The organism is Streptomyces sp. DSM 120436 (genome assembly GCF_055778765.1).
In genome coordinates, this window is record NZ_JBSKBS010000001.1 from 1,803,383 (window position 1) to 1,816,455 (window position 13,073).

The window sequence follows — 13,073 nt, forward strand, 5'->3', positions numbered from 1 at the left end:
AGTACGGCGGGGCCTCGGCCTCCGGGGAGGTGCGCCCGCGGGCGGGTGTGGACGGTCACGGCCCCTGACCCGGAGCGGGTTTCGGGTCGTCCCCGGCTCCCGGGAAGCAGGCAGGCGGCGGCCCGCCCCCCGGGCCGCGGCGCCGGATCCGAGCGGGCGCCGTCCCCGGCCTCGGAAGCCGGGGGCGCGCAGGCCGGCACGGGTCGTCGAGGCGGGTGCGTACGACGCGTCACGCCCCCGCCCCCAAGATGGGAACCATGCGCATCGACGTGCTCGGCACCGTCCGGGCCGCCCGGGGCGACGGCACTCCCGTCGCCCTGGGCGGCCCCCGGCACCGTGAGGTCCTCGCCCGTCTCGTCGCCGCCGAGGGGCGGACGGTCCCCACCGACACGCTCGTCGACGACCTGTGGGCCGATCCGCCGGCCCGTGCCGTGGGCGCCCTGCGCACCTTCGTCGCCGCGCTGCGCCGTGCCCTCGAACCCGGCCGGCCGCCCCGCACACCACCGCGCGTCCTGGTCACCGAGGGCCCCGGTTACGCCCTGCGCCTGCCGCGCGAGGACGTCGACGCGCACCGCTTCCAGGACGCCCTGGCCCGCGCCCGGCACACCCCCGGCGCGGTGACCTCGCTCGGCGAGGCGCTCGCCGCCTGGCGCGGGCCCGCCTACGCCGACGTGACCGGCTCCGCGTGGGCCGAACGCGAGCGCGCCCGGCTGGACGAGCTGCGGGCGGAGGCGGTCGAGCTGCGCGCCCGTCTCCTCCTCGACCGCGGGCAGGGCACCGGCCTCGTCGCCGACCTGCGCGACCACGTCGCCGCGCACCCCTGGCGTGAGCCCGCCTGGACGCTCCTCGCCCGCGCCCTGCACCACGAGGGCCGCCGGGCCGATGCCCTGGCCGTCCTCCGCCGCGCCCGCGCCACGCTCGCCGGCCGGCTCGGTCTCGACCCGGGCGCCGACCTCGCGCGCCTGGAAATGGACATCCTCAACGGGGTCACGCCCTCCGCCGCCCCGGCGACCACCTGGACCGGCCCCGGCGTCCCCCTCGGCCCCCGCACCACCGTGGACCTGGCCCGCACCCTCGCCCTGGCGGGCGGCGACGCCCTGGTCCGCTCCCGCAGCGACCGCCTCGCCGCGATCACGGCGGCGGAGCGCACCGGCGACCCCGCCCTCACCGCCCGCGTCATCGGCGCCTACGACGTGCCCGCCCTGTGGAGCCGGTCCGACGACCCCGTGCAGTCCCGGGCGGTCGTCGAGGCCGCGCGGCGCACGCTCACCGCGCTCGGTGCCGGCGCCCCCGTCGACCTGACCGTCCGCCTCCTGGCGACGATCGCGGTCGAGAGCCGCAGCGCCGACCTGACCCCGCCCGAGCGGGACCGCGCCCGGGACGCGGCGTCCCGGGCCGAGGTGCTGGCCCGGGACCTGGGCGACCCCGCCCTCGTGGCCTTCGCCCTCAACGGAGTGTTCCTGCACTCCTTCACCCGCCCCGGACGCGCGACCGCACGGGACCGCACCGGCGCCGAGATCCTGGACCTGGCCACCACCCACGGCCTGCCCGCCTTCGCCGTGCTCGGCCGGCTCGTGCGCCTGCAGTCCGCCTCCGCCCTCGGCGACCTGGACACCGCGTCCGCGCACGCGGAAGCCGCCGAACGGCTCGCCGCCGCCGCCGAGGCGCCCCTCGTCCCCGTGCTCACGGCCTGGTTCCGGGCCCGGGCCGCGGCCGCCCGCAGCACCGAGCCCGGCGGACCGTCCGCCGCCGACGTCGCCGCGCGGTACCGCACCGCCGACGAGGCCCTCCGCACGGCCGGGATGCCGGGCCTGCACCGCGGCCTGCTCCCGCTCGCCCTGCTGGGCCTGCGCCTGCTGCACGGCCGGCCCGCGCCCCATGACCCCCGCCTCGACTGGGGTCCGTACCGCCCCTGGACCGAACCCCTCCTCCTGCTCGACCAGGGCCGGGACGCACCGGCCCGGGCCGCCCTCGCCGCGGCGCCCGCACCACCGCCCGACCCCCTGCAGGAGGCCCTGTGGTGCCTGACCGCCCGCGCCGCCGTCCGCCTGGGCGACCGCGACACCGCCGCCCGTGCCGCGGCCGCCCTCCGCGACGCCCGCACGGAACACGCGGGCGCCGCCTGCGGCATGCTGACCCTGGGTCCGGTGGCGGCGTACCTGGACGAGGCGGAGGCGTGCGCGGGCACGGGGTGAGCGGGGCCGCACGGCCCGAGGCTCCTCGCTCGCGCACGCACGGGGTCAACGGGGTCAGCGGGGCCGCACGGCCCGAGGTTCCTCCCCCTCGCCGAGCCGGGCGAGCTGAACGACCGGCTGACACGTTTCCTCGGCCGACGCTCCTCCGCGTCCTTATGCTGCCCCGCATGGCGACCACGATCGAGGACACCGACCACCCCGAAGACACCGGCCACCCCTGGGACGCCACCCGCGCCTGGGTGGAGAGGACCCTGTCCGCCGGGGAGCGCGTCGAGCGGGTGGAGCGGCTGCGCGGCGGCTGGACGTCGGAGATGCGCCGACTCGACGTCAGCGGTCCGGGCGGCCGTCGCTCACTCGTCCTGCGGTCCTTCGTCAAGCCGTTCTTCGTGCGGCACGCGGAGGGGCTGCTCACCCGTGAGGCGGACGTCCTGCGCCTGCTCGACGCCACGGACGTCCCCGCCGCCACCCTCGTGGCGGTGGACGCGACCGCCCGGCACTGCGACCACCCGTCCCTGCTGATGACCCTGCTCCCGGGCGCCGTCCGCACGGCCGACCAGGGCGCGGGGGCCCGGGCCGACGAGCTCGCCCGCCTTCTCGTGCGCCTCCACCGCCTGCCGGTGCCCGCACACCGGCGCCCCCGCGCCTACCAGGCCTGGGCCTCCCCGGACCGGGTGACACCGCCCCCGGCCGCCCGGCGTCCCGAGCTGTGGCACCGGGCCGCCGACGTCATCCGCCGCGAACCCCCCGCCCACGCGGGCCGCTTCCTGCACCGGGACTTCCACCCGGGCAACGTCCTGTTCACCGGCCCCGACGACGCCCCGAAGGCCAGTGGAGTCGTCGACTGGGTGGAGACCTCCTGGGGACCGGCCGACCTGGACGTGGCCCACTGCTCGACCGCCCTCGCCCTGCTGCACGGCGCCCCCGAGGGCATGGCCTTCGCCGACCGCTACACCGCCGCCGGCGGCGCCCTCGACCCCGACCCGGCCGCCCACCTCTACTGGCGCCTCCTGGACACCCTGGGCTACGGCGACGCGGAGAAGGTCGCGGTCCCCTGGCGCCACCTGGGCCGCACCGACCTGACCCCCGCACTCCTCACCCGCCGCCTGGAGGGCTACCTCGACGCCCTGTTCACCCGGTACGGCTGACCCGCCCCCGGCCGCCACGGACGCGAGAAGGGGCGGGTTCCGGGAACCCGCCCCGTCACGTCATGCCCCGTCGCGTCAGTCCTCGCTCAGGGCCACACCAGGCAGTACGGCTGGTGCCCCGCCTCGTGCAGCCGGTGGCTGAAGTCCTGCCACTCGTGGAGGAGCCGGTAGACGTTGAACGCGTCGCGCGGGCCGCCGCGGTCCGGGACCGTCGACCAGATGAACGCGGCCGCGCCGACCGCTTCCTCGCCTATGTCGCGGAGCGGGTCCACCACCGTCATGGGCAGCTTCACGACCGCGTAGTCCGGGTGCAGGACGACCAGTTCGAGCGGCGGCACCCGGTGCAGGGGCACGCCCTCGATGCCCGTGAGGACCATCGCGGCCATGGTCTCCGGCTTGATCTTGGTGAACATGCCGCCCATGCCCAGCTCGTCCCCGCCGAGCTCCTCGGGGCGCATGGAGATCGGGACGCGGGCCGCGGTGGCGCCGTCCGGCGCACCGAAGTACTTGTACGTCACCCCCACCCGACCACCATTCCTGCTCCCCGCCCCGCTCACAGGGCCGATCCGCTCCGGCTCGCCGTGTGAACGACGCGTCTGATGTGTTTCCTCCGCTTCGCGTCGGTGCCTTCCCCGCCGGGCACGTCGAGGACCCAGGTCGCCGGTCCCCTCGCCCAGTCCGCCACCGCGATGCATATCTCCACCCGACTGCTTTTCTAGGACGCGTGGTCCCCGCCGCGCAACCCGATCATCGTGACAGTGACCTCCCCCACGGCCGCCCGCCGAAACGTGCGGTGAACCATCCGTCCGCGAGTTCTTCGCGGGCCCTGGCCGCCCCGGCCGTGCGAGCTGTGTGCACCAGAGGTCAGTTTCGCAGATCACGGCCGCTCCGGGGCCCCGATCGGGGCGGGGACGCCTCTCGGCGCCCCTGGCCTACCCTGAAACGAGTCACAGCAGCCGCAGCCCGGAGGACCACCCGGGACGTCGGAAAAGGTCGGAGAAGTCGCAGGTCATGAGCGAACTGCCATATTCGTACGAAGCCCCAGCCTCGCAGGCGCTGTTCGATCGTGCCGCGGCCGTCACTCCCGGTGGTGTGAACTCACCGGTGCGTGCCTTCCGCGCCGTCGGCGGCACGCCCCGGTTCATGGTCTCCGGCACCGGGCCGTACCTGACCGACGCCGACGGACGGGAGTACGTCGACCTGGTGTGCTCCTGGGGGCCGATGATCCTCGGGCACGCGCACCCCGAGGTGATCGCCGCCGTCCAGGAGGCCGTCGCGCGCGGCACCTCCTTCGGCACGCCCGGTGAGGGCGAGGTCGCGCTCGCCGAGGAGATGGTCGCCCGGATCGAGCCGCTGGAGCAGGTGCGGCTGGTGTCCAGCGGCACCGAGGCCACCATGTCGGCGATCCGGCTGGCGCGCGGCTTCACGCGGCGCACCAAGGTGATCAAGTTCGCCGGCTGCTACCACGGCCACGTGGACTCGCTGCTCGCCTCCGCCGGCTCCGGCGTGGCGACGTTCGCGCTCCCGGACACCCCGGGCGTCACCGGCGCGCAGGCCGGCGACACCATCGTGCTGCCGTACAACGACCTGGAGGCCGTGCACGCCGCGTTCGCCGCGCACCCGGGCGAGATCGCCTGCGTGATCACCGAGGCGTCCCCCGGCAACATGGGCGTCGTCCCGCCGCTGCCCGGCTTCAACCAGGGGCTGAAGGACGCGTGCGCCGCGAACGGCGCGCTGTACATCTCCGACGAGGTCATGACCGGCTTCCGCACCAGCCGCGCCGGCTGGTACGGCGTCGACGGCGTGCGCCCCGACCTGATGACCTTCGGCAAGGTGATGGGCGGCGGCTTCCCGGCCGCGGCGTTCGGCGGGCGCGCCGACGTCATGGCGCACCTCGCCCCGGCCGGCCCCGTGTACCAGGCGGGCACCCTCTCCGGGAACCCGGTCGCCACCGCCGCCGGGCTCGCCCAGCTGCGGCTGCTCGACGACGCCGCCTACGAGAAGGTGAACGCGGTCTCCGCGCAGATCCAGTCCCTCGTCACCGAGGCGCTGACCAAGGAGGGCGTCGCGCACACGCTGCAGAACGCCTCCAACATGTTCTCCGTGTTCTTCACGGAGAACCCGGTGCGCGACTACGAGGACGCCAAGGCGCAGGAGTCGTTCCGCTTCACCGCGTTCTTCCACTCGCTGCTGGCGAACGGCGTCTACCTGCCGCCGTCGTCCTTCGAGTCCTGGTTCGTGTCCACGGCCCACGACGAGCGGGCCGTCCAGCGCATCGCCGACGCCCTCCCGGCGGCGGCCCGAGCAGCGGCGGAGGCCACCGCGTGAGCGACAAGAACACCGAGGACGTCACCGTCGTCCACCTGATGCGGCACGGCGAGGTCGAGAACCCCGACGGCGTCCTCTACGGCCGCCTCCCCGGCTACCACCTCTCCGAGCTGGGCCGCCGCATGGCCGACCGGGTCGCCGAGCACCTGGCGCCCCGCGACATCGTGCACGTCGGCGCCTCCCCGCTGGAGCGGGCGCAGGAGACGGCCGAGCCGATCGCCAAGGCGCACGGCCTGGACATCGCCACCGACCGGCGGCTGATCGAGGCGGAGAACGCCTTCCAGGGCAAGACCTTCGGCATCGGCGACGGCGCGCTGCGCCGCCCGGCCAACTGGAGGCACGTCCGCAATCCGTTCAAGCCGTCCTGGGGCGAGCCGTACGTCGACCAGGTGGTCCGGATGATGGGCGCGCTGGAGGCGGCGAGGGACGCGGCCCGCGGGCACGAGGCGGTGCTGGTGAGCCACCAGCTGCCGATCTGGATCGTGCGGTCCTACGTGGAGAAGCGCCGGCTGTGGCACGACCCGCGCCGCCGCCAGTGCACGCTGGCCTCGCTGACCACGTTCACGTACCGCGGCGACACGATCGTGTCCGTCGGTTACAGCGAGCCCGCCCTCGACCTGGTGCCCGCGCATCTGCGGGCGGGCGCCAGGCCGGTGAAGGGCAAGGGCAAGGCCTTCGGCGCGTGACGCCCGTGTGAGGGCGGTGCGCCGCTCTCGTGGGGGTTTCGTCGCGCAACCTCCGCTTCACCTCCGCTCCCGACGGGAACCTCCCCCTTCGTCGTGTCCTCTGAACGGGTGACCGCTCACGGACGTGACGAAGGGGGCCGCCATGCGCGCTCTCTCCCGCAGGGGAATGCTCGGGCTCGGCGCGGGCGCCGCTGCCGCCGTCTCCTTGGCCGGCTGCGGCGGGCTCACCGGCTCCGACGGAGCCGCCCCCGGCGGCGGTTCCCGCCCCGGGTCCGGTGACCGCCCCGGGACCGCCGGCCGTCCCGCGTCGCCGAGGCCGACCGCGACGGTCCGTCCGATCGGCGACGGCTCCACCTCCTTCACCGGCAGGCAGCCCCACCAGCCCGAGCCGCCCGTCCCCCTGGAGCCGGGTCAGGCGCCCCCGCAGTTCGTGGTGTTCTCGTGGGACGGCGCCGGCGAGGTCGGCGACGGGCTGTTCCCGCGCTTCCTCGACCTCGCCCGGGAGCACGGCGCGTCCATGACGTTCTTCCTCTCGGGGCTGTATCTGCTGCCCGAGTCGAAGAAGCGGCTCTACGACCCGCCGAACAACCCGCGCGGCGCCTCCGACATCGGCTACCTCACCGACGGGCACATCAAGGACACGCTGCGGAACCTGCGCCGCGCCTGGCTCGAGGGCCACGAGATCGGCACCCACTTCAACGGGCACTTCTGCGCCGGCCCGGGCAGCGTCGACGCCTGGACGCCCGCGCAGTGGCGCAGCGAGATCGAGCAGGCGAAGGCGTTCGTGAAGGAGTGGCGGACCAACTCCGGGTGGACCGACGTGGAGTCGCTGCCGTTCGACTACGACAAGGAGCTGACCGGCGGCCGTACGCCCTGTCTGCTGGGCCAGGACCGGCTGCTGCCCGCCGCCCGGGAGCTGGGCTGGCGCTACGACGCCTCCTCGCCCGGCGGACGCCAGGTCTGGCCGTCCAGGAAGCAGGGCCTGTGGGACCTTCCGCTCCAGCAGATACCTTTCCCCGGGCGCTCTTTCGAAGTCCTCTCGATGGACTACAACATGCTCGCCAACCAGTCGCCCCACTCCACCGACGCCCCGGCGCACCACCACCCGGGCTGGCGGCGGCAGGCGGCGCAGGCGTACATCTCCGGCTTCCGGCGGGCGTACGAGACGAACCGGGCGCCCTTCTTCGTCGGCAACCACTTCGAGCAGTGGAACGGCGGCATCTACATGGACGCCGTGGAGGAGGCGCTGACGCACATCGCGCGGGAGGGGGAGAGGGGCGGCGACGTGAGGATCGTCTCCTTCCGGCAGTTCTGCGACTGGCTCGACGCGCAGAAGCCCGAGACGCTCGACCGGCTGCGCACCCTGGACGTCGGCGAGGAACCCCCCGGCGGCTGGCAGGCGTTCACCCGCGACCTCGCCGACGCGGCCGCCACGGGGGCCGCCGGCCCCGTCTGAGAGGCGGGTCCCCGCCCGTTCCGGGGCGCGCAGGGGGGTGCGCAAGATCCCCAGAACGGGCATGCGAAACTTTTCACATGAGTGCCGCCAGCCGTTCCCCCCAGCGCTCGAACCGAGCCGCGCCGAGCCCGCGGCGCGCTGCCCGTGCCGTGCGCGCCCGCCGCCGTGCCGCCCTGGCCGCCGGCGCCGCCGCGGCCGCACTGCTCCTCACCGCGTGCGGAGAGGGGGGCACCTCCGGCGGGGGCGGCGACACCGGCTTCGTCACCGGCACCGACGGCATCTCCACCGTCCCCGCGGGCGAGCGCGTCGCCGCGCCCGAGCTGTCCGGGGAGACCCTGGAGGGCGAGCAGCTCGACGTCGGCGACTACAAGGGCAAGGTCGTCGTCCTCAACGTGTGGGGCTCCTGGTGCAACCCGTGCCGCGCCGAGGCCAAGTACTTCGCCAAGGTGTCCCAGGAGTACGCGGACCAGGGCGTCCAGTTCGTCGGCATCAACACCCGCGACGGCAGCACCACCGTCGCGCTCGCCTTCGAGAAGGACTTCGGCATCACCTACCCGAGCCTGTACGACCCCACGGGCAAGCTGATGCTCCGCTTCGAGAAGGGCACCCTCAACCCGCAGGCCATCCCCTCCACCCTGGTGCTGGACCGGGAGGGCCGGATCGCCGCCCGCTCGCTGACCGCCCTCGACGAGGAACGGCTGCGGAAGATGCTCGAACCGGTCGTCGCGGAGAAGTGACGTGACGGCCCTGCACACGCTCGCCGCGGAGACGGGCTACAACGGCACGGTGCTGAACGGCGCCCTGCTGGTGGCCCTGCCCATCGCCGTGCTCGGCGGACTGGTCTCCTTCTTCTCCCCCTGCGTCCTGCCGCTCGTCCCCGGCTACCTCTCCTACGTCACCGGCGTCTCCGGCACCGACCTGGCCGAGGCCCGGCGCGGCCGCATGGTCGCCGGCGCCTCCCTGTTCGTGCTCGGCTTCACCGTCGTCTTCGTCTCGGGCGGCGCCTTCTTCGGCTACTTCGGGCAGACGCTCCAGGAACAGTCGGGCGTGCTGTCCAAGGTGCTCGGCGTCTTCATGATCCTCATGGGCGTCTTCTTCATGGGCCTGATGCCCTGGCTCACCCAGCGGGAGTTCCGCTTCCACAAGCGCCCCGCCACCGGCCTGGTCGGCGCGCCCGTGCTCGGCGCCCTCTTCGGCATCGGCTGGACCCCCTGCATCGGGCCCACCCTCGCCTCCGTCCTCACCCTGTCCGCGCAGCAGGAGAGCGCCGGGCGGGGCGCGGTCCTGACCGTCGCGTACTGTCTGGGGCTGGGCGTGCCCTTCGTCCTGGCCGCCGTGGCCTTCCGCAAGGCGCTCGGCGCCTTCGGCTGGGTCAAGCGGCACTACGTCTGGGTGCTGCGCGTCGGCGGCACGATGATGATCGCGACCGGCGTGCTCCTGCTGACCGGCGCGTGGGACACCCTCGTGGCGGAGATGCAGACCTGGTCCAACGGCTTCACGGTGGGGATCTGACCCGATGAGCGACACGACGACGGACAACACCACGAAGACCGGTGACGACCAGGACCTGGGCGCCGCCGGCTCCCGGCTGTCCACCGCTCCGGCGGAGGACTCGCCCTCGCCCGACCTGCCCGCCCTGGGCGTCATCGGCTGGGCCCGCTGGTTCTGGCGGCAGCTCACCTCCATGCGGGTGGCGCTGCTGCTCCTGCTGCTGCTGTCGCTCGCCGCGATCCCCGGCTCGCTCATCCCGCAGACCGGCATCGACGCGACGCGGGTCGCCGACTTCCGCGAGCGGCACGACGTCCTCGCGCCGATCTACGACAAGCTCGGCCTCTTCAACGTCTACAGCTCGGTGTGGTTCTCCGCGATCTACATCCTGCTGTTCATCTCCCTCATCGGCTGCATCGTGCCCCGCACCTGGCAGTTCGTCGGCCAGCTCCGCGGCCGTCCGCCGGGCGCGCCCCGCCGGCTGACCCGGCTGCCCGCGCACACCACCTGGCGCACCTCGGCCGCCCCCGAGGAGGTGCGCGAGGCCGCCCTCGCGCTGCTGAGGAAGCGCCGCTTCCGCGCCCACGTGGTGGGCGACGCCGTCGCCGCGGAGAAGGGCTACCTGCGCGAGCTCGGCAACCTGGCGTTCCACCTCGCGCTGATCGTGATGCTGATCGCCTTCGGCTGGGGCCAGCTCTTCAAGTCCGAGGGCAACAAGATCGTCGTCGAGGGCGACGGCTTCTCCAACACGCTCACCCAGTACGACGACTTCAGGTCCGGCAACCTCTTCACCAACGACGACCTGGAGCCGTTCAGCTTCGACGTCGAGGAGTTCACCGGCACCTACGAGCGCACCGGCCCCAACCGGGGCACCCCGCGCACGTACGAGACCGAGGTGACGTACACCGAGGGCGCGGACGGCGAGGAGAAGAGCGCCGTCATCAAGGTGAACAAGCCGCTGGAGATCGGCGACGCCAAGATCTACCTCGTCAGCCACGGCTACGCGCCCGTCGTGACCGTCCGCGACGGCAAGGGCGAGATCGTCTACCAGGACGCCGTGCCGCTGCTGCCGCTGGACAACAACGTCACCTCCAACGGCGTCGTGAAGGTCCTCGACGGCTACCGCAACCCGCAGGGCGAGAAGGAGCAGCTCGGCTTCCAGGCCTTCTTCGTGCCGACCTTCGGCGGGTCCGCGAGCGGCACGATGCTCTCCCAGTTCCCGGCGCTGGACTACCCGGTGCTCGCGCTCAACGCCTACCACGGCGACCTGAAGGCCGACTCCGGCATTCCGCAGAGCGTGTACCAGATGGACAAGACGAAGATGAAGGAGTTCAAGGACGCCGACGGGGAGCTGCTGAAGAAGCTGCTCCTCCCCGGCGAGACCATGACGCTCCCCGGCGGCGCCGGCTCGATCACCTTCGAGAAGGACATCAAGGAGTGGGCCGGCTTCCAGGTCGTCCAGGAGCCGGGCGGCGGCTGGGCGCTCGGCGGCGCCGTCGTCGCGATCGGCGGACTGGCCGCCTCGCTGTTCGTCCAGCGCCGCCGGGTGTGGGTGCGCGCGGTGCGCGGCGACGACGGCGTGACCGTCGTCGAGATGGCGGGCCTCGGCCGCAGCGAGTCCGCGAAGGTGCCCGAGGAGCTCGGCGACCTCGCCGGGATCCTCTACGACCGGGCGCCCGGCGTACCGGACCCCGGACCGGACGGCACACGGGAGCCTGACGGTACACAGAAGCCTGACGGCACACGGGAGCCGAAGGGCGCACCAGGCCCGGACGGCACACCCCCCGAAGACCCCGGAACGCCCGACGGATCCGGAAGAACCAAGTCCACCGACCCCGACTCTCAAGCCGTGCCTGCCGAAGGGGCTGAGCAGCAGTGACTCTCGCCGCCGCGACCAACGAGAACCTCGCGGAGATCAGCAACGTGCTGATCTACTCCGCGATGGCGGTCTACACCCTCGCTTTCTTCGCGTACATCGCCGAGTGGCTCCTCGGCAGCCGGAGCAAGGTCGCCCGCACGGCGGCCGCGCTCACCCCGAAGAAGACGACGGGGCAGGCGCCGGCCGTGACCGTGAGGCAGGGCGGCGGCACCGCCGTGCTGGAGCGGCCGAAGGTCGTGGTCCGCGCCGCGTCCGGCGCGCGGGACGTGCCCGACGGGCCCGGGGCGCACGGCGGCGACGAGAAGGGCGACCTCTACGGACGTATCGCCATCTCCCTCACCGTGCTCGCGTTCGCGCTGGCGTTCGGCGGGGTGCTCACCCGCGCGCTGTCCGTGGAGCGGGCGCCGTGGGGCAACATGTACGAGTTCAACATCACCTTCTCCACGACCGCGGTGGGTGTGTACCTCCTGCTGCTGGCGCTGAAGAAGAACGTGCGCTGGCTCGGCCTGTTCCTCACCACGTCGGTCCTCCTCGACCTCGGTCTCGCCGTCACTGTTCTGTACACCGAGAGCGACCAGCTGGTTCCCGCCCTGCACTCGTACTGGCTGTACATCCACGTCTCCACGGCGATCCTGTGCGGCGCGGTGTTCTACGTCGGCGCGTTCACGACGATCATGTACCTCTTCAAGGACGCGTACGAGAACAAGCTGGCCAACGGCGGCAAGCCGGGCGGCTTCGCCACGTCGTTCCTGGAGCGGCTGCCCGCGGCGGCCTCGCTGGACAAGTTCGCCTACCGCGTCAACGCGGCCGTGTTCCCGCTGTGGACGTTCACGATCATCGCGGGCGCCATCTGGGCCGGCGACGCGTGGGGCCGCTACTGGGGCTGGGACCCCAAGGAGACCTGGTCCTTCATCACCTGGGTCGCCTACGCCGGCTACCTGCACGCCCGCGCCACCGCCGGCTGGAAGGGCCGCAAGGCCGCCTACCTGGCCCTGCTCGCCTTCGGCTGCTGGCTGTTCAACTACTACGGCGTCAACATCTTCGTCTCCGGCAAGCACTCCTACGCCGACGTCGGCCTGGGCGTGCTCCAGGCGGCCGGTTTCTGAGCCGGGCCGCCACGCGCCGCACGGAGGCCGCCCCGGACCACGGTCCGGGGCGGCCTCCGCCGTGTCCGCGCGCTCCGATGTCCTCGCCCGTCACACCGCGCGCCGGCCCGGAGGGGGCGGCAAGGATGCCGCGGCGGCCCGGTGGAGCCCGCGGAGCGTCTCGGGGCGGCACGTACCGGGCCGTCCCCACGGCGTCCGGCGCCTGCCTGTCCGCCTACGGCTCGACGCACCTGGGCGCGTGTGACGCGGGCGACGCCGGGGAACGGCGTCCCGGTTCGGTCGGCACCGCGATCCTCGTGAAGACCGGCAGGCGCCTGGAACACGCCCGGCCGAGCGGCATGATCACGGTGCGGGGCCGCGCGGGCACGGCGGCCCGGAGCCGGAGCTGGATCAGGAGCCGACGCGGGCGGAGACGGTCAGCCGGCCCCGCCGCGGTCGCCGTCGCCCGGCTTGTCGTCCTTGTCCTTGTCGTCGTCCAGCGACTTCAGGAAGTCCGGGTTGTCGTCCGGCGCGACCCACTGCTGCCGGCCGCCGCCCCGGCCCCAGGCGGAACCGCCCGCGCCGGCGGGGTGCCGCTTCTTGCCGGCGATGATCCAGGAGATCGACCCGACCAGCGGGAACAGCAGCACGAGGATCGCCCACAACGGCTTGGGCATGTGCCGGATGTCCTCGTCCTTGGTGCTGATGCAGTCGATGAACGCGTAGACGCTCAGGGCCAGTGGCACGAGGAACATGAGCACCCGAAGCATGGGCCTCTCCAGCGAAAGGGGTGGGCGGTACCCGTCCAGCG

The 13,073-nt window shown here is 73.6% G+C and carries 11 protein-coding genes; 9 read left to right on the plus strand and 2 right to left on the minus strand.

From position 1 onward, the window contains the following. The first annotated feature begins 257 nt into the window (after positions 1-257). Both ACWH4W_RS08275 and ACWH4W_RS08280 read left to right on the plus strand, forming a co-directional pair. Positions 258-2,195, plus strand: a complete 1,938-nt coding sequence (locus ACWH4W_RS08275; protein ID WP_473075155.1) for an AfsR/SARP family transcriptional regulator — start codon at positions 258-260, stop codon at positions 2,193-2,195. Positions 2,196-2,362: 167 nt separating this feature from the next. Beyond that, positions 2,363-3,340, plus strand: a complete 978-nt coding sequence (locus ACWH4W_RS08280; protein ID WP_473075156.1) for a phosphotransferase family protein — start codon at positions 2,363-2,365, stop codon at positions 3,338-3,340. Between the two features lie 86 nt (positions 3,341-3,426). On the opposite strand, the gene ACWH4W_RS08285 is transcribed toward ACWH4W_RS08280, so the two are convergent. Continuing rightward, positions 3,427-4,035: a hypothetical protein gene (locus ACWH4W_RS08285; protein WP_473075157.1), complete on the minus strand. Its 609-nt coding sequence runs from the start codon at positions 4,033-4,035 to the stop codon at positions 3,427-3,429. A 316-nt stretch (positions 4,036-4,351) separates the two neighbouring features. On the opposite strand from ACWH4W_RS08285, the gene hemL reads away from it, so the two are divergent. The 7 genes from hemL (at position 4,352) to ccsB (ending at position 12,283) form a co-directional block, all read left to right on the plus strand. Next, positions 4,352-5,668, plus strand: coding sequence for a glutamate-1-semialdehyde 2,1-aminomutase (hemL, locus tag ACWH4W_RS08290; RefSeq protein ID WP_473075158.1), 1,317 nt, complete (start codon positions 4,352-4,354; stop codon positions 5,666-5,668). Positions 5,669-5,706: 38 nt separating this feature from the next. Continuing rightward, the gene (locus tag ACWH4W_RS08295; protein ID WP_106416299.1) at positions 5,707-6,354 is read left to right on the plus strand and encodes a histidine phosphatase family protein; all 648 of its coding nucleotides are present in this window, start codon (positions 5,707-5,709) and stop codon (positions 6,352-6,354) included. Between the two features lie 142 nt (positions 6,355-6,496). After that, the gene (locus tag ACWH4W_RS08300; protein ID WP_473075159.1) at positions 6,497-7,810 is read left to right on the plus strand and encodes a polysaccharide deacetylase family protein; all 1,314 of its coding nucleotides are present in this window, start codon (positions 6,497-6,499) and stop codon (positions 7,808-7,810) included. Between the two features lie 77 nt (positions 7,811-7,887). Further along, the gene (locus ACWH4W_RS08305; RefSeq protein WP_473075160.1) at positions 7,888-8,547 is read left to right on the plus strand and encodes a TlpA family protein disulfide reductase; all 660 of its coding nucleotides are present in this window, start codon (positions 7,888-7,890) and stop codon (positions 8,545-8,547) included. Between the two features lies 1 nt (position 8,548). Continuing rightward, the gene (locus ACWH4W_RS08310) at positions 8,549-9,322 is read left to right on the plus strand and encodes a cytochrome c biogenesis CcdA family protein (protein ID WP_473075161.1); all 774 of its coding nucleotides are present in this window, start codon (positions 8,549-8,551) and stop codon (positions 9,320-9,322) included. A 4-nt stretch (positions 9,323-9,326) separates the two neighbouring features. Beyond that, complete coding sequence (resB, locus tag ACWH4W_RS08315; protein ID WP_473075162.1) at positions 9,327-11,177, plus strand: cytochrome c biogenesis protein ResB; 1,851 nt, start codon at positions 9,327-9,329, stop codon at positions 11,175-11,177. Beyond that, on the plus strand, positions 11,174-12,283 hold the full coding sequence (gene ccsB, locus ACWH4W_RS08320) for a c-type cytochrome biogenesis protein CcsB (RefSeq protein WP_473075163.1): 1,110 nt from the start codon (positions 11,174-11,176) through the stop codon (positions 12,281-12,283). Before resB ends, ccsB begins: the two co-directional genes overlap by 4 nt. A 416-nt stretch (positions 12,284-12,699) precedes the next feature. Here the strand turns inward: ccsB and ACWH4W_RS08325 are convergent, their stop codons facing one another. Continuing rightward, complete coding sequence (locus ACWH4W_RS08325) at positions 12,700-13,032, minus strand: PLD nuclease N-terminal domain-containing protein (RefSeq protein WP_473075164.1); 333 nt, start codon at positions 13,030-13,032, stop codon at positions 12,700-12,702. Between the last annotated feature and the right edge of the window lie 41 nt (positions 13,033-13,073).